Below are 16266 nucleotides of genomic sequence, written 5' to 3'. Positions count from 1 at the left end.
ATGTTTCTACAAGCCACCGTGAACAGTGGTTTCAAACGAAAAAGGCGCCTCGGTCGAGGCGCCTTTCTGGGTTACTGATCCAGGAACGACCGCAACTTTCGCGACCTGCTGGGGTGTTTCAGTTTTCGCAGCGCCTTCGCCTCGATCTGACGGATACGTTCGCGGGTCACGCTGAACTGTTGGCCGACCTCTTCCAGAGTGTGGTCGGTGTTCATACCGATGCCAAACCGCATCCGCAGAACCCGTTCTTCCCGCGGGGTAAGTGAGGCCAGAACACGTGTGGTCGTTTCCTTGAGGTTTTCCTGAATAGCACTGTCCAACGGCAGCACAGCATTCTTGTCCTCGATGAAATCGCCAAGCTGGCTGTCTTCTTCGTCGCCAATCGGCGTTTCCAGGCTGATCGGTTCCTTGGCGATCTTCATCACCTTGCGGACCTTCTCCAGCGGCATCTGCAGCTTTTCGGCCAGTTCTTCCGGCGTCGGCTCGCGGCCGATTTCATGCAGCATCTGACGTCCGGTCCGAACCAACTTGTTGATCGTCTCGATCATATGGACCGGGATACGGATCGTGCGTGCCTGATCCGCGATGGATCGGGTGATTGCCTGACGGATCCACCAGGTGGCGTAGGTCGAGAACTTATACCCGCGGCGGTATTCGAACTTGTCTACGGCCTTCATCAGGCCAATGTTACCTTCCTGAATAAGATCAAGGAATTGCAGACCACGGTTCGTGTATTTTTTGGCGATCGAGATCACTAGACGCAGGTTGGCTTCGACCATTTCTTTCTTGGCCTGGCGCGCCTCTTTCTCGCCTTTCTGGACCTGCTGTACGATGCGGCGGAATTCGCTGATGTCCAGGCCAACATATTGCCCGACCTGAGCCATATCGTTGCGCAGTTCCTCGACCTTGGAGGTCGAGCGTTCGATGAACATCTGCCAGCCCCGGCCCGGCTTTTCAGCCATCTCTGCCAGCCAGTTCGGGTCCAGTTCACGCCCACGATAGGCGTCAACAAATTCGCGACGGTTGATGCGGGCCTGATCCGCCAGCTTCACCATCGAGCTGTCCAGCGACATGATCCGACGATTGATGCCATAGAGCTGGTCAATCAAAGCATCGATCCGGTTGTTGTGCAGATGAAGGCCGTTCACCAGCTCGACAATCTCGGCGCGCAGCTTCTGATAGGTCGCTTCGTCCGTGTCGCTGAATGTGCCGTCTTCGTTCAGGGTTGCCGAAATCCGGCTGTCCTGCATTTCGCTCAGCATCGCAAAATCAGTCGAAATACGCTCGAGCGTAGTCAGAACCTGATCTTTCAGAGCAGCTTCCATAGCAGCCAGCGACATGTTCGCCTGCTCGTCTTCGTCATCGTCATCATCGGTCGCAATCGGGTTGCCATCGGCATCCAGCTCGGGGCCTTCTTCTTTGGCGGGCTTTGCGGCCTGCACGGTCGAAGTGTCGACGACCGGCTCTTCGACATCGCCGTCTTCGTCCATCTGATTGCCGAAAGTGGCCTCCAGATCAATGACGTCGCGCAGCAGAATGTCTTCGGACAGCAATTCATCATGCCAGATCGTAATCGCCTGGAAGGTCAGTGGGCTTTCACAAAGCCCCAGGATCATCGTATTACGACCAGCCTCGATCCGCTTGGCGATAGCAATCTCGCCCTCACGGCTGAGCAGTTCGACCGAACCCATTTCGCGCAGATACATGCGCACCGGGTCATCGGTACGATCAAGCTTTTCGGCGGCGGCACCGGCCAGCGTGACCTCACGGTTGCTTTCCGTTGTGATCAGGTCGGTCGAGCCTTTATTCTCTTCCTCTTCCGCCTCTTCATCTTCGATGATGTTGATCCCCATCTCGGACAGCATCGACATAACGTCTTCGATCTGTTCCGAGCTGACCTGATCAGGCGGCAGGACCTGATTGAGCTGGTCGTAGGTGATGTAGCCTTTCTCACGAGCCTCGGCGATCATCTTCTTGACCTGAGTCTGGCTCATGTCCAGCGAGATTTCCTGTTCCTGCTCGTCGGATTTGCTGTCTTCGTTTGTATCCTTGGCGGCCATTCAATGCTCCTGCAGGGATGGGTGATTCGATTGAACCGAATCATTAGCGCGTTGAAGTGATTCGGCCACCCGTTTACCTGTTTTTCTTTTCCAGTGCCTTACGAAAACACCACATTACCGGCGTTTTCGCTCGAAATTGATACCTGACATGATTGCCTTAAACGCATCCTTCTCGTCGCGGTTGATTCGCGCACCATTGTCAGCGATGTCGAAAACGGCCCTGTCTTCATTCTGGCTCCGGCTTGTTCTGTTGCGCTCTTCGGCAGCTTGCGCCAAGCGATAGGTCAACGCTTCATCGTCCAGATCGGACAGCTCCTCTGCGGCTTCGGCAATCTCTGCGTCCAGACCCCTGAGAGCTTTGATTTTGGCGAGTTCCTCAGCCAATGTCATTTCGGCCTTTTCAACGTCGCCCGGTTTATTCACGCAGGGGATCACTGCGACATGGCGAAGGGTCAGCAGGTTTTCAAGGGCGTGATGTCCCAAAGTTTCCGCAATATGTTGTTTGAGGTTCTCAGGATCATCTATCGCGTGCCGTAGAATGGCATCACGCAGGCCCGCGTGATCTTGGTCACGGCACTCCATTTCTTCCAGTTGGTGTTCAAACTGCACCACGACTTGGGGGTTCAATGCGGCGATGGCCAGAATGGCGGCTTCGCGCATCTGGATATCGGCATTGTCGGACGATGCCAGGAATGACGCCCGCGCGCCCGGTGTGGCCGGTTGTGGCTGGGGCTTCCATTTCCCGCGCGTTTGCCAGGTGCGGTTTTGTGGCTGCCTTTGAGGGCGAAACAGCTGCCAGCGCAGGTCTTTGATCTCTTGCCCGTAATGCGACCGGATCGACGGGTCACGGATCAGCTTGATCTTGTCGCGCAAGACCTTGTCCAAAGCTGCTTTGCGTTCGGGGCTGTCGAACACCTTGCCTTCGGTTTCGCGCTGCCACAGCAGCCGGACCATCGGCATGGCGCCTTCCAAAACCGTCTGCACGGCTGCCGGTCCTTCCGCCCGCAATAGGTCGTCAGGGTCTTTGCCCTCGGGCATCAGCGCAAAGCGCAAGGACTTTCCTGCCTCAAGCAGCGGCAGGGCCAGATCGACCGCCCGCATCGCAGCACGCAAACCCGCCGTGTCGCCATCCAGCGCAATGATCGGCTCGTCCGAGATACGCCACAGCAGTTGCAACTGATGCTCGGTGATTGCGGTGCCCAATGGGGCCACCGATGCGCCAAAACCGGCCTCGGCAAGCGCGATCACATCCATATATCCTTCGGCCACGATCAATGGCTGCCCTTTGCCGGCAGCCTGCCGCGCGGGGCCTTGGTTATAGAGGCTGCGTCCCTTGTCAAACAGTTCGGTTTCGGGCGAGTTCAGATATTTCGCATTGTCATTGGGGTCCATCGCCCGGCCACCGAACGCAATGCAACGCCCGCGCGGATCCCGGATCGGATACATGATCCGGTTCCGAAACGTGTCATAGGGCTTTTTACCTTTGTTCGAGGGTTTCGCCAGACCCGCACCAAGGATCAGATCTTCGGCAACGTTCTTGCCGCGTAGGTGATCCCAAAGCGCCTGCCAACCGTCGGGCGCAAAGCCGATTTCCCACCGATCCAGCGCCCGCTCTTTCAAGCCGCGCCGCGCCAGATAATCGCGCGCCTCCCCACCTGCCCCTGTTTTCAGTTGCAACCGGAAGAACTGCACCGCCTGTTCCATCACCTCGGCCAGTTGCGTGCGACGATCCTGTTTCTCTTGCGCCTTGGGGTCACGTTCTGGCATCGGCATCCCGGCTTCACGCGCGAGAATTTCGACCGCTTCGATGAACGAGACATTCTCGGTCTCTTTCACGAAGCTGATCGCATCCCCTTTGGCATGGCAGCCAAAGCAGTAATAGAATCCCTTTTGGTCATCGACGTGGAACGATGCTGTCTTCTCGTGATGGAACGGGCACGGAGCCCACATGTCGCCCTTGCCCTGATTGGACTTGCGCGCGTCCCACATGACTTTGCGCCCGACGACCTGAGACAAGCTCAGCCGGGTGCGCAACTCATCCAGAAAACCGGGTGGTAATGACATGGGTTAAACCTGACAGAAACAGCAACGCGCGCCAAGGGGAAGGCGCGCGTTTGTCCGCAAAGAAATCGCAAGGTTTTGGATTACTGCTGCAGGCACAGCTCCATCCACGTGGCGCCGAGATCCTTTTTGCGCACATCGCGCATCTTCTGCTCATAGACCCAAGGGGTGATCAGCGGGATCGCGGCATTATAGTTCGCGGGCCAGGTCGGACCTGTATCGGCCACGGCTTGCGGCACGTCGCGCTCTTTCACGCGGTCAAGTCGCGCCTGCTGGATCGCCGCCACGACATCCGCCTGATGCTGACAGCTTTGTTCTTTTGTTTCCTGAGCAGCCAGAGGTGTGGCCAGTAAAATAGCCGCGACGGCAATACGCAACATGGTGGTCTCCGGGATTCGTTCTCGTCGCTGAAGTCTACTGCCGGGCGCGGATGCGCGCCATCGTCGAATTGCATCTTGCGCAGCCCTGTTGCGCCTTGGTCCTGCGGGCGAGGGATCAGATGCCAACCGCCCGCAGAGAGTATTGTCAAAGCCCCTTAGCGCGGTAGCTTTTCGAGACACGGTCAATGGCCACGATGTAGGCCGCGGTCCTCAGATCCTCGACATCGTCGCGACTGTGCCAGACTTCACGCATCGACTGGTAAGCAATCCGCATGGTGTCATCGAGCCCCGAACGAACCAGCTCAAGCTCATCCGCACCTTTCAGGTATTTCGCCTTGAAGTTCGGAGACATGGACCAGGCATCGCCCAGATAGCGGTCCAGCCGTTCCAGTTCACTGACGATCAGCTCGTGCCGCGACTCTTCCTGGCGACGCTGCATGCGGCCAAACCGGATATGGCTTAGGTTCTTAACCCATTCGAAATACGAAACGGTCACACCGCCAGCATTTGCGTACATATCAGGAATGATCACGACGCCCCTATCGCGCAGAACTTCGTCTGCACCAGCTGTCACTGGGCCGTTTGCAGCTTCAATGATCAACGGGGCCTTGATGCGATCGGCATTATCAAGGTTGATCACACCTTCCAGCGCCGCCGGGATCAGGATGTCGCACTCTTCTTCCAGCACGGCCCCTCCCTCGGCGGAATGGGTGGCGTCGGGATAATCGCTGACGCCGCCATGCTTGACAATCCATTGGCGAACCGACTCGACGTCGATCCCGTCGGGATTATACAGCGCTCCGTCCCATTCAATGATGCCCACGATACGAGAGCCGTCTTCCTCGCTCAGGAACTTGGCAGCGTGGTAGCCCACATTCCCCAAGCCCTGAACAATAATGCGCTTGCCGTCCAACTTGCCCGACAGCCCTGCCTTTTGAATGTCTTCAGGATGGCGGAAAAACTCGCGCAGCGCATATTGAATGCCGCGGCCCGTGGCCTCGACCCGTCCGGCAATACCGCCAGCATTCAGCGGCTTGCCTGTCACACAGGCGCGCGCGTTGATGTCAGTTGTATTCATCCGGGCGTATTGGTCCGCCATCCACGCCATTTCACGCTCACCCGTCCCCATATCCGGGGCTGGCACGTTCTGTGACGGGTTAATCAGGTCGCGCTTGGCCAACTCATAGGCGAACCGGCGGGTGATCTGTTCAAGCTCATGCTCTTCGTATTGGCGCGGGTCTATACACAAGCCGCCCTTTGATCCGCCAAATGGCGTTTCGACAAGGGCGCACTTATAGGTCATCAGCGCCGCCAGCGCTTCGACTTCGTCCTGGTTCACCGCCAAAGCATAGCGAATGCCGCCTTTCACCGGCTCCATATGTTCGGAATGTACCGACCTATATCCGGTGAACGTGTGTATGTCACCGCGCAGCCGGACGCCGAAGCGTACAGTGTAGGTGGCGTTGCAGACCCTTATCTTTTCTTCAAGGCCCGGAGGCAGATCCATCAGGGACGCTGCCCTGTTAAACATAAGATCTACACTCTCTCGAAAGCTGGGTTCTTTTGTGGCCGTCATTTAAACCTCCGTGCCGGCGAACGACTTGCGTTCTGACGTTTTGTCGCACCCCTTTGCTAAACGATCAATGTTTAAGCAGAAATAAAATCTCAAGTTACGGGGAAATATTCGAACTCTGGCTGAGTCGCCAAACCCAGACATTATCCGCCGAATTGTTCACGCATCGAATACAGCCCCGCGCAACGGTCCGGAATTATCCCTCAATTTCCCTCAAACCAGCCAAAACTGGGCCCTTTTCGCCCAATTCCCGCCACGTTTGGCAGTTAATTTCCATACGTTAACTTTTCCTTAGCAGCTTTGGATGTCTGCTCAGCGAGGTCTGCAAGATGAAAATGCCCAAGTTTCTACGCGAAAGCAAAAGCGGCGCTAAATCCGCGCTAAGCGCGCGCCGGTTCGCAAAAAGCGAAGACGGTACATTCACAATCTTTGTATTGTTGGGTTTCCTGGTGATCATCGCCTCGACTGGGGCTGGCGTTGACCTAATGAATTTCGAACGCGACCGCGCCAATCTGCAATCAACATTGGACCGCGCCGTTCTTGCGGCCGCTGACCTTGATCAGAAAAAGCCCGCACGCGAAATTGTCGATGCCTATTTCGAGAAGGCCGGGCTGGGCGGCAAAATCACTTCCGTCGTGGTGGAAGAAGGCTTTGGATCACGTAAAGTATCAGCCACCGCCGAGGCGACCATCAAAACCCACTTTATGCATTTCTCTGGCGTCAACAGCTTGACCGCTAACGCGGCCAGCACGGCCGTCGAAAGCATTGGAGCTGTTGAAATCTCGCTGGTTCTCGACATCTCAGGCTCAATGAACAACTATTCGAGTTCTGGCGGGAAGAGCAAAATTGCGCTTCTGCAGGATGCGGCCACAGAATTTGTCACGCTGATGCTGGATTCAGATGATCCGAACCGCACGGGCATTTCGATCTCGATCGTGCCTTACGCAACTCAGGTCAATGCGGGTGAACCCATCCTGAGCAAATTCACCAACGTTACAGCAGAGCACAACTACTCCCATTGTGTGAACTTTATCCCTGAACAGTATAGCGACACAGACCTGGAGCGTGATGACAGGCTGGAACGCACCGCGCATTTTGACCCCTTCACCTATTCCGAAGGCTCGATCAGAACACCGGTTTGCCCGGTCCGCGATGGCAGTGCGATTACGCCTGTTACCGATAATCTGGAGGCCTTGACCAAACAGATCAAGGCGTTGACTGCAACCGGGAACACCTCGATAGATGTCGGCATGAAATGGGGCGTGGCCTTCCTGGACCCAAGCGTTCGTGGCATTGTGAGCGACCTGGCTGACGACAACATCGTTCCAAATCACTTCCGGACCCGCCCGTCAGACTATAACTCGGACATCTTGAAAATTGTAATCGTAATGACCGACGGTCAGAACACGGACCAGTATATGCTGAACCCGTCCCTTCGGGAGGGCTTGTCGGATGTCTGGTACAATGCTGAGGCCTCCGAATACACAGTCTACCATTCGCAGGGTCGGCCTAACTTTTTCTGGCCACAGCAGAACACATGGGCGGACCATCCGTTCGGCAATCCTGATCCAGAGACACCAGCCAACGAAGAATTGGGTACGGCTGTTCGCCTGACCTATCCAGAACTCTTCAACCGTGTGTCTTTGGCCTGGAATGCAAGATATAACTATTACTGGCAGTCAAGTGCATGGGCCGAGTGGTACTCGAAAGCGTATGCCAAAGTTGAAACTTCGGCCAAGAACCAGCGCACCAAGCATATCTGTGACGCAGCCAAAGATGAGGGCGTCATTGTCTATGGCATCGCCTTCGAAGCACCCAGGGCCGGGTACAAAACCATCAAGGACTGTGCCAGCTCGGACAGCCATGTATACAATGTGAACGGTCTGGACCTGGAAGACGCATTTGCTTCTATCGCGTCGTCGATCAGAAAACTGCGGTTGACCCAATGATCGGAGCCCTTGTTTCAAAGCTGCGAAGCCTGAGACGCAGGGAAGATGGGGCGGTCACCGTCGAGTTTGTGATCATCTTCCCGGCATTCATGTTCTTCATCCTGAGTGCGATGGAATATTCGGTGGTCACCTTGCAGCAGGCGATGTTAGAGCGGGCTGTGGACCAGACAGTTCGCGACATTCGCCTCGGCACGGGCACCAACCCAACGCATGATCAGATAAAAAGTACGATCTGTGATCGCGTCGTAGTGATCAAACGCTGTACCACCAACTTGCAGCTGGAGATGCTGCAACAAAGCGCGTTTGTCGGGTTGAACCTTCCGCCTGTCCCGGATTGCACTGACAATTCTGAAGAAGTGAACCCAGTTCGCGCTTTCGAAAATGGCCTTTCGAACGAGTTGATGATCCTTCGGGCCTGCGCAAAGGTCGATCCGATTTTCCCTACATCGGCGATGGGGCGTATTTTGTCGGATGAATCAGGCCAGATCGAACTTACCGCGACGACTGCCTTCGTACAGGAGCCTCTGTAAGCCTATGTTTTTCATTTCAAAGCTCCGGAATCTTCTGAAATCCAAGACGAAAGACGAGAGTGGGGTACTCACGGTTGAGGCTTTGCTTGTCTTTCCGATGCTGGTGTGGACGATCACAGGCGCCTTCACGTATTTCGACGGCTTCCGCCAAAGCGCATCTAACCTTAAAGCGGCATATACGGTTGGCGATTTGATCTCTCGCGAGACCGGCACGATCACGGACACATATATCACCTCATTGCATTCGCTGCTGGTGGCGATGGTCAACAACCGATCACAGATGAATCTGCGCGTGTCGCTGGTTGTGTTCGACGAACAGGATGATCGTCATTACGTCAGATGGTCAACCGCGCGCGGTTACGACAGCATCTGGACCGACGACAATATCGACCGCATGCGTGATAACCTGCCGCCTATGCCGAACCAGGACACACTGATCATTGTTGAAACGGCGAATGCTTACATTCCGGTCTTTGACTCGATCTATGGGGTAGATTTCCTCAAAGGCGAACATGTCTTTGAAAATTTCGTCTTTACACGCCCACGCTTTACCAATGAGGTTGCGGCAAATGTGTCGGGCGTTGTTGAAATTGAGGAAAATCCCAACGGGTCTGGCGAGATCGGTGAAATCGAGGACCCTGGCACAGGGGATTCCGGTGCGAGTGCGGAAAGCGCAACGAACTAGGACAGCGTGGGATGGCATCTTAGTGCCTTCCACCCCGCCTTCGAATAACGAGGTGGCGCTGAAGGTCTGACCTAGCCGCGTTCTGCCACCATCACAGACAAAATCTCGGACATGAATTTGGTTTCGGCGGCGGATGTCATGCCGCCTATGCCAACGCGGCGTCCCAAGCGCCACCACAGCCCCGGCGCCCATCTATTTGCACCTGATTGCCGGGTTGTTACCAGAAAGCCATTCGACGGCTTGAAGGCAAACGCACCTCTTTCGACGGTTTCAATGTCTTCTATTGCGGCGATCGGCTGCCCTGCCCCGGTTCTGAGTTCGGTCTCAGTCAGCTCGATCCAATCCGAGGTTGCCTGCCACATGCGATAGGCCAGCCAAAAGGACGCCGCGCCTACCACAAACAGGAATGCCTGCCAGGATGGCTCCGGCGGCGCGGCAAGCGCGACGAAAACAACCAGAAAGCCCACGGTCGACAACATTCCGACACCCATCCACCGCCTGGGTGATGAGGCTTTGACCACGGCCAGAACTTCTTGTTGCATTTGCTGCTCTCCCACTTTGCAGTTGGGTTTAGCCACTTTCCCAGCCAAACAACAGAGGCGAACGCACCTGCTGAATTTCGCACAGGTTGCGTGTTTCAGCGCAAATTGACCCGCCATGGCGGTGCGGTACATCTTCCCCATAGCAACAGGAGCACAGCAATGTCCCTCAGACCGACTTTGGAAACCCGAAAGGCCATACCGACGATGGAGGGGGCAGGCGTTAAACTGCACCGCGCTTTCGGCTTTCAGGACCCGTCAGAACTGGATCCTTTTTTGCTGTTCGACGACTTTCGCAATGAACGCCCGCAGGACTATCAGGCTGGATTTCCATGGCATCCGCATCGCGGGATCGAGACGATCACCTATGTCCTGTCCGGCTCGGTTGAGCATTCGGATTCACTTGGCAATAACGGAACACTTGGCGCGGGTGATGTGCAGTGGATGACGGCAGGGTCCGGGATCCTGCATCAGGAAATGCCCAAGGGAAGCCAAACCGGCCAAATGCACGGGTTTCAGCTGTGGGGCAATCTACCCGCGGCCCAAAAGATGACAACACCGCGATATCAGGACGTACCGCGCAAAGAGATCCCTGAAATCATGGACGATGACGGAACCGTTGTCCGTGTGATCGTGGGGACGTTTTGGGGCAAGACAGGCCCAGTCGACGGCATCGCCGCCGACCCTCAGTATCTGGACATCCAAATTCCGGCAGGTGTGAAGAAGACCTTCCCCATAGACACCTACCGTCGCGCATTTGCATATGTATTCGAAGGCGCGGGCGCCTTTGCTGATGCCTCGCGGCCTGCGGGGGTCCTTTTGGAAAAAGAAGTTGGCGGCCAAGAGGTGAACATTCGTGACATGTCGGGGGACCGAACTCTGGTTCGGTTTGGGAGTGGTGACGAAGTGACCGTTCAGGCAGGTCCGGAGGGTGTCCGGTTCCTGCTGATTTCCGGCGCACCGATCAATGAGCCGGTCGCGTGGCACGGCCCCATCGTCATGAACACCCGGACCGAGCTGGAACAGGCTTTTCGCGAATTGCGCAACGGGACGTTTATTCGGCCGGCACATTGACTGCCCCTTAAGCAGTCACCGCCTTTCGGACCATGTCCCAATAGACGGCTTCAACCTCGTCCAGCGAAAGCCGCCCACCGGCGCGATACCACGTCATGACGCCGTTCAGCATGGCGATGACCGCCAATGTCGCAATCTTCGTATCCGCGACCGCAAAGATACCCGCCCGCTGACCTTCGCGCAAAATGGCTTCAAGCCCGTCTTCATACTTGCGGCGCAGATCCTCTATTTCGGCGAAGTTTTCGGGCGTGAGGTTCCTAAGTTCCATATAGGCGATGAATACCTCGTCGGGGCGCTGCAGGTGGAACCGGATGTGAAATCCGACAAACCGACGCAAAGCAACCTGCGGATCGCCAGTTTGCTTTTGCTCGCCATAGGCGGACAACAAATCCTGCATATGGTCGCGCATCAAACGGAACAGAAGGCTCTGCTTATCCGGGGTGTAATTGTACAATGCCCCGGCCTGCACCCCAACCTCGCCCGCAATTTTCCGCATGGAAACAGCAGCATACCCATGGCGCGCGAAAAGCCGAAGCGCTGCCTGCCGGATACGCGGGCCGGTAATGTCCGAGTGTGAGCCTTGTGTACGTGCCATGTATCCACCATATCTGAACGGATGTTCAGATAGAAGCCCGCTTGAAACGACCGGACAAAAAGTGCATCACCGATGCCAGTTGCCACAATAAGGTTTCATCATGAAGCCCCTTCTTCTTCTGCCCCTAGTTTTGCTCTGCCTGGGATGCACCAATTTTCCCGAGCTGAAAGACCGCGAAGGGCCAAATGTGCAATCGGCCCCCTACCCCAAATTAACCCCACTGGCAGATGTTTTCGCTGTGCCTGTTGACCCGCTGTACGAAGCGGCAGAGGTCGAAAGTGAATTGACCGACCGCAGCAAGGCGTTGAAGAAAAAGGCAACGGCATTGCAAAACGCTCAGACCAATTAATCCTCAGGTTTTCTGCCGCCCGGCATGGGTGTCGCGGATTGCGCCTCGGCGCTGAACCCGCTAAGGCAGCGGGAACGGGGAAACACCCCAGTTTAGGATATTCGAGCGGAAAGGAACCCACAGGATGACACAGGCGCTGCGGCTTGGAATTGCGGGCTTGGGAACTGTTGGTGTGGGTGTCGTCAGGATCGTGCGCCGCCATGCCGACCTGCTGCAGGCACGAACGGGTCGTCCCATCCAGATCACAGCGGTTTCCGCGCGTGACGCTGGCAAGGATCGCGGTGTGAACCTGTCGGATTATGCCTGGGAAACTGACCCTGTCGCATTGGCACAGCGCGACGATATTGATGTTTTTGTTGAACTGATGGGCGGGGAAAACGGACCTGCCAAAGCCTCGGTCGAAGCGGCGCTAGCCAGTGGTAAGGATGTCGTCACCGCCAACAAGGCCCTGTTGGCCATTCACGGTCAGGAACTGGCCGAAATGGCCGAAGCCGCGGGCCGTGTGATCCGCTTCGAAGCGGCCGTGGCTGGCGGCATTCCAGTGATCAAATCCCTGACCGAAGGACTTGCGGGCAACGAAATCACCCGCGTCATGGGGGTGATGAATGGCACATGCAACTATATCCTGACCCGGATGCAATCGCAGCGGCAGGGATATAACGCCCTGTTCGACGAATGCGCACAGCTGGGTTACCTTGAAGCCGATCCAAATCTGGATGTGGGCGGGATAGACGCCGCGCATAAACTGGCGCTGCTCGCCTCGATCGCATTCGGCACCAAACCGAATTTCGACGGGATCGAGATCGAAGGCATTCAGCAGATCAGTCTGGATGACATCGACCAGGCCCATGACATGGGATACCGGATCAAACTGTTGGGCGTGGCTCAGCGCACGGCACGGGGGCTTGAACAGCGGATGCAGCCGTGTTTGGTGCCCAGTGACTCGCCCCTGGGCCAGCTTGAAGGCGGCACCAATATGGTGGTGATCGAAGGCGACGCGGTCGAGCAGGTTGTTCTGCGTGGCCCCGGAGCTGGCGAGGGTCCAACGGCCAGCGCGGTGATGGGCGATGTCTGCGATCTGGCACGTGGGCTTCAGATTCCGACCTTCGGCCGCCCTGCCAGTTCTTTGCAGGACGCAGTGCCAGCGCTGACTGGTCGCCCTGCCCCCTATTATCTTCGTCTGGGTCTGCTGGACAAACCCGGCGCCTTGGCCAAAGTTGCGGCCATCCTGGGCGATGCCGGGGTCTCGATTGATCGCATGCGCCAATACGCCCATGCGGAAAGCACCGCGCCGGTTCTGATAGTTACCCACAAAACCACCCGTGCCACGCTGGATGTCGCCTTGCTGGGCCTGCACGAGACCGATGTTGTTTCGGGCACTCCGGTTGCTTTGCGGATTGAAGAGGTTTGACCCTTGCGGCCTGCACGATACGCAGGCTATGCCGGACAAGACGCCGATACTGACCTGAGGATAGTGAAAATGAGTGCTGCCAAGATTGATTTCAATGACCGCCTGTTGTCTCTGGGCCTGGCGCGGGTTGCGGAACAGGCTGCGCTTGCTTCGGCTTCGCTGGTTGGACGGGGTGATGAAAAGGCCGCTGACCAGGCCGCTGTGAATGCCATGCGCGAACAGTTGAACCTTCTGGATATCGCCGGTGTCGTTGTCATCGGTGAAGGCGAGCGCGACGAGGCACCGATGCTGTATATTGGTGAGGAGGTCGGGTCCGGCAATGGTCCCGGCGTCGACATCGCGTTGGACCCGCTGGAAGGCACCACGCTGACAGCCAAGGACATGCCCAACGCGTTAACTGTGATAGCAATGGGCCCGCGCGGATCAATGCTGCATGCACCGGACGTTTATATGGACAAACTGGCCGTTGGCCCGGGTTTCCCTGAAGGCGTTGTCAGCCTGGACATGAGCCCGCGCGAACGTGTGGAAGCACTGGCCAAGGCCAAGGATTGCGAGCCTGCCGACATTACCGTCTGCATTCTGGAACGCCCTCGGCATGAGGCTATGATTGCCGAAGTTCGCGAAACCGGTGCATCTATCCGCCTGATCACCGATGGTGATGTTGCTGGCGTCATGCACTGCGCCGAAAGCGAAGTCACCGGGATCGACATGTATATGGGCCAAGGCGGCGCCCCCGAAGGTGTTCTGGCCGCCGCAGCGCTGAAATGCATGGGCGGGCAGATCTTTGGCCGCCTGCTGTTCCGCAATGATGACGAACGCGGCCGCGCCGCCAAAGCGGGCATCACCGATCTGGACCGCATCTATTCGCGCGATGAGATGGTAACCGCCGATGTGATCTTTGCCGCAACCGGCGTCACCGGCGGCTCTTTGCTGCCGCGTATCAAGCGCGAGCCGGGCTGGGTTGAAACCACCACCCTGTTGATGCGGTCGAAAACCGGGTCGGTTCGGCGTATGTCGTACCGCACGCCGACGTGGTCGCATAGCGACGGCTAAGTTCTTGCGCCTGACCATCGTGCAGGGCTATCCATAGAAATGATAAGGCCGGGTCCGCGAGGGTCCGGCCTTGGCACATCAGGGGCAGGACATGAGCTTTCTTGGGGTTGAACATTCACTGTCAGCACGTCGCTGGGTCGGCCCCTCGGCGGATGTAGAGCGCGCGACCGAGATGCTGGTACAACAAGCCGGCCTGCCGAGGGCTGTCTGCCAGGTTCTGGCCCGGCGCGGTGTTCCGGCAATGGAAGCACCGGGATTTCTAGAACCCAAACTGAAAGAGCTGTTGCCCGATCCGCGCGCGATGAAAGACATGGAAACCGCTGCAACGCGATTTCTGACTGCGGTCCGTCTAAAGCAGCGCATTGCGATCTTTGCCGATTATGACGTGGATGGCGGCAGCTCGGCTGCTCTGCTACTCACGTGGTTGCGTCAGATGGGCCTGCAGGCGACGCTCTATGTGCCTGACCGGATTGATGAGGGCTATGGCCCCAATGTCCCGGCGATGCAGGAACTGGCCGCCGCGCATGATCTGATTATCTGCGTCGATTGCGGAACCCTCAGCCATGAACCCATCGCCGCCGCAAAGGGGGCCGATGTCATCGTCCTGGACCACCACCTTGGTGGTGAAACTTTGCCCGATTGCGTGGCCGTGGTGAACCCGAACAGACAGGACGAAAGCGGCGATCTTGGCTATTTTTGTGCCGCCGCCGTTGTGTTCCTGATGCTGGTCGAGGCCGGACGGCAGTTGCGCGAAGCGGGTGCAAAAGGGCCTGACCTGATTGCAATGCTAGACCTTGTGGCGCTGGCCACGGTGGCGGACGTGGCCCCGTTGATCGGTGCAAACCGCGCGCTTGTGCGTCAGGGGCTGAAGGTCATGGCGCAACGACAAAGACCGGGTCTGGTGGCGCTGTCGGATGTGGCGCGGATGGATTCCGCGCCCAACAGCTATCATCTGGGGTTCATGCTGGGCCCGCGCGTCAACGCAGGGGGCCGGATCGGCCAGGCCGATCTGGGTGCCCGGCTGCTCAGCACCGATTCAACCCATGAAGCAGAGGCTCTGTCCCAACGGCTGGACGAGTTGAACACCGAGCGGCGCGATATTGAAAATGCGGTTCGGGCAGCCGCCATGGAACAGGCCGAAGAACGGGGCCTTGATGCACCCTTGGTCTGGGCGGCCGGGGAAGGCTGGCATCCGGGCGTTGTCGGCATCGTCGCGTCGCGCCTGAAAGAAACCGCAAACCGCCCGGCCATCGTCATCGGTCTGGACGGGGATGAGGGCAAAGGATCGGGCCGATCCGTGAGCGGTGTCGATCTGGGCGCTTCGATTCAGCGGCTGGCTGCGGAAGGTCTGTTGGTCAAGGGCGGCGGCCACAAGATGGCGGCTGGCCTGACGGTCATGCGTGATCAGCTGGAACCGGCGATGGAACGGCTCAGCGAATTGCTGGCAAAACAAGGGGCAGGTCAAACCGGCCCTGCAGACCTGAAACTGGAAGGCACACTTATGCCCGGCGCGGCCACTGTCGATCTGATTGAACAGATTGAAAAAGCAGGGCCTTTCGGCGCCAGTGCTCCGGCTCCGCGGTATGCCTTTCCGGACTTACAGGTGCGCTTTGCCAAGCGGGTCGGCGACTCCCATCTGAAGCTGTCGCTATCAGACGGGGTGGGTGCCGGGTTGGAAGCCATCGCGTTTGGCGCCTTTGACGGACCAATGGGGGAACGGCTGACCAATCACGGCGGCGCGCGCTTTCATTTCGCCGGACGACTTGAGGTGAACACATGGGGTGGACGGCAAACCGTACAACTCAGATTGGAAGATGCCGCCGAGGCGATCTAAGGCCGCATTCGCCACCGCCAAAAAACTTTCACAACCCTGCGTTTTTCGGCTTGCGGGGGTCAGAGTGAAACCGTAAAAGGCCCCCCACAAGCTAGCGTGGCCCGTTCGTCTATCGGTTAGGACGCCAGGTTTTCAACCTGGAAAGAGGGGTTCGATTCCCCTACGGGCTACCA

The 16266-nt window shown here is 57.4% G+C and carries 14 protein-coding genes and 1 tRNA gene; 9 read left to right on the top strand and 6 right to left on the bottom strand.

The window, feature by feature from the left end:
- Positions 1-71 precede the first annotated feature (71 nt).
- The 4 genes from rpoD to AC2FFF_RS00060 all read right to left on the bottom strand — a co-directional run bounded on the left by rpoD (position 72) and on the right by AC2FFF_RS00060 (position 6077).
- A complete protein-coding gene (gene rpoD, locus AC2FFF_RS00075; protein ID WP_142634659.1) occupies positions 72-2060 on the bottom strand; it encodes an RNA polymerase sigma factor RpoD in 1989 nt (662 codons plus the stop codon).
- A gap of 114 nt (positions 2061-2174) precedes the next feature.
- Positions 2175-4124 carry a DNA primase gene (gene dnaG, locus AC2FFF_RS00070; RefSeq protein ID WP_281972333.1) on the bottom strand — a complete coding sequence of 650 codons (1950 nt, stop codon included), beginning with the start codon at positions 4122-4124 and terminating at the stop codon, positions 2175-2177.
- An 80-nt stretch (positions 4125-4204) separates the two neighbouring features.
- Entirely contained in the window at positions 4205-4501 is a 297-nt protein-coding gene (locus AC2FFF_RS00065) for a hypothetical protein (RefSeq protein ID WP_142634663.1), read from the bottom strand.
- A gap of 145 nt (positions 4502-4646) precedes the next feature.
- On the bottom strand, positions 4647-6077 hold the full coding sequence (locus AC2FFF_RS00060) for a Glu/Leu/Phe/Val family dehydrogenase (RefSeq protein ID WP_271946263.1): 1431 nt from the start codon (positions 6075-6077) through the stop codon (positions 4647-4649).
- Between the two features lie 332 nt (positions 6078-6409).
- On the opposite strand from AC2FFF_RS00060, the gene AC2FFF_RS00055 reads away from it, so the two are divergent.
- The 3 genes from AC2FFF_RS00055 to AC2FFF_RS00045 are packed head-to-tail and all read left to right on the top strand — an operon-like array spanning position 6410 to position 9238.
- Positions 6410-8023 carry a TadE/TadG family type IV pilus assembly protein gene (locus tag AC2FFF_RS00055; protein WP_281972334.1) on the top strand — a complete coding sequence of 538 codons (1614 nt, stop codon included), beginning with the start codon at positions 6410-6412 and terminating at the stop codon, positions 8021-8023.
- A complete protein-coding gene (locus tag AC2FFF_RS00050) occupies positions 8020-8553 on the top strand; it encodes a TadE/TadG family type IV pilus assembly protein (RefSeq protein WP_142634669.1) in 534 nt (177 codons plus the stop codon). Before AC2FFF_RS00055 ends, AC2FFF_RS00050 begins: the two co-directional genes overlap by 4 nt.
- A gap of 4 nt (positions 8554-8557) precedes the next feature.
- Positions 8558-9238 carry a hypothetical protein gene (locus tag AC2FFF_RS00045; protein ID WP_281972335.1) on the top strand — a complete coding sequence of 227 codons (681 nt, stop codon included), beginning with the start codon at positions 8558-8560 and terminating at the stop codon, positions 9236-9238.
- Between the two features lie 71 nt (positions 9239-9309).
- On the opposite strand, the gene AC2FFF_RS00040 is transcribed toward AC2FFF_RS00045, so the two are convergent.
- Positions 9310-9780 carry a hypothetical protein gene (locus AC2FFF_RS00040; protein ID WP_281972336.1) on the bottom strand — a complete coding sequence of 157 codons (471 nt, stop codon included), beginning with the start codon at positions 9778-9780 and terminating at the stop codon, positions 9310-9312.
- A gap of 159 nt (positions 9781-9939) precedes the next feature.
- Here AC2FFF_RS00040 and AC2FFF_RS00035 point away from each other — a divergent pair, with 159 nt between their 5' ends.
- Positions 9940-10851, top strand: coding sequence for a pirin family protein (locus tag AC2FFF_RS00035; RefSeq protein WP_281972337.1), 912 nt, complete (start codon positions 9940-9942; stop codon positions 10849-10851).
- Between the two features lie 7 nt (positions 10852-10858).
- On the opposite strand, the gene AC2FFF_RS00030 is transcribed toward AC2FFF_RS00035, so the two are convergent.
- Positions 10859-11446: a TetR/AcrR family transcriptional regulator gene (locus AC2FFF_RS00030; protein ID WP_281972338.1), complete on the bottom strand. Its 588-nt coding sequence runs from the start codon at positions 11444-11446 to the stop codon at positions 10859-10861.
- A gap of 100 nt (positions 11447-11546) precedes the next feature.
- Between AC2FFF_RS00030 and AC2FFF_RS00025 the strand changes: the two genes are divergently transcribed.
- The 5 genes from AC2FFF_RS00025 (at position 11547) to AC2FFF_RS00005 (ending at position 16266) form a co-directional block, all read left to right on the top strand.
- Complete coding sequence (locus AC2FFF_RS00025) at positions 11547-11795, top strand: hypothetical protein (protein ID WP_142634680.1); 249 nt, start codon at positions 11547-11549, stop codon at positions 11793-11795.
- Between the two features lie 124 nt (positions 11796-11919).
- Entirely contained in the window at positions 11920-13206 is a 1287-nt protein-coding gene (locus AC2FFF_RS00020; RefSeq protein ID WP_142634682.1) for a homoserine dehydrogenase, read from the top strand.
- Positions 13207-13275: 69 nt separating this feature from the next.
- Complete coding sequence (gene glpX / locus AC2FFF_RS00015; RefSeq protein WP_271946243.1) at positions 13276-14259, top strand: class II fructose-bisphosphatase; 984 nt, start codon at positions 13276-13278, stop codon at positions 14257-14259.
- A gap of 91 nt (positions 14260-14350) precedes the next feature.
- Positions 14351-16093, top strand: a complete 1743-nt coding sequence (recJ, locus tag AC2FFF_RS00010) for a single-stranded-DNA-specific exonuclease RecJ (protein WP_281972339.1) — start codon at positions 14351-14353, stop codon at positions 16091-16093.
- Positions 16094-16191: 98 nt separating this feature from the next.
- Positions 16192-16266, top strand: a tRNA-Glu gene (locus AC2FFF_RS00005).

The organism is Ruegeria sp. YTSA226 (genome assembly GCF_059609905.1).
Note: the sequence above shows the minus strand (reverse complement) of the source record. Positions and strands in the feature narration are given on the sequence as shown.

Coding starts and splice junctions, on each gene's coding strand:
- rpoD (WP_142634659.1), bottom strand. CDS start 2,060: ATGGCCGCCAAGGATACAAACGAAGACAGCAAATCCGACGAGCAGGAA.
- dnaG (WP_281972333.1), bottom strand. CDS start 4,124: ATGTCATTACCACCCGGTTTTCTGGATGAGTTGCGCACCCGGCTGAGC.
- AC2FFF_RS00065 (WP_142634663.1), bottom strand. CDS start 4,501: ATGTTGCGTATTGCCGTCGCGGCTATTTTACTGGCCACACCTCTGGCT.
- AC2FFF_RS00060 (WP_271946263.1), bottom strand. CDS start 6,077: ATGACGGCCACAAAAGAACCCAGCTTTCGAGAGAGTGTAGATCTTATG.
- AC2FFF_RS00055 (WP_281972334.1), top strand. CDS start 6,410: ATGCCCAAGTTTCTACGCGAAAGCAAAAGCGGCGCTAAATCCGCGCTA.
- AC2FFF_RS00050 (WP_142634669.1), top strand. CDS start 8,020: ATGATCGGAGCCCTTGTTTCAAAGCTGCGAAGCCTGAGACGCAGGGAA.
- AC2FFF_RS00045 (WP_281972335.1), top strand. CDS start 8,558: ATGTTTTTCATTTCAAAGCTCCGGAATCTTCTGAAATCCAAGACGAAA.
- AC2FFF_RS00040 (WP_281972336.1), bottom strand. CDS start 9,780: ATGCAACAAGAAGTTCTGGCCGTGGTCAAAGCCTCATCACCCAGGCGG.
- AC2FFF_RS00035 (WP_281972337.1), top strand. CDS start 9,940: ATGTCCCTCAGACCGACTTTGGAAACCCGAAAGGCCATACCGACGATG.
- AC2FFF_RS00030 (WP_281972338.1), bottom strand. CDS start 11,446: ATGGCACGTACACAAGGCTCACACTCGGACATTACCGGCCCGCGTATC.
- AC2FFF_RS00025 (WP_142634680.1), top strand. CDS start 11,547: ATGAAGCCCCTTCTTCTTCTGCCCCTAGTTTTGCTCTGCCTGGGATGC.
- AC2FFF_RS00020 (WP_142634682.1), top strand. CDS start 11,920: ATGACACAGGCGCTGCGGCTTGGAATTGCGGGCTTGGGAACTGTTGGT.
- glpX (WP_271946243.1), top strand. CDS start 13,276: ATGAGTGCTGCCAAGATTGATTTCAATGACCGCCTGTTGTCTCTGGGC.
- recJ (WP_281972339.1), top strand. CDS start 14,351: ATGAGCTTTCTTGGGGTTGAACATTCACTGTCAGCACGTCGCTGGGTC.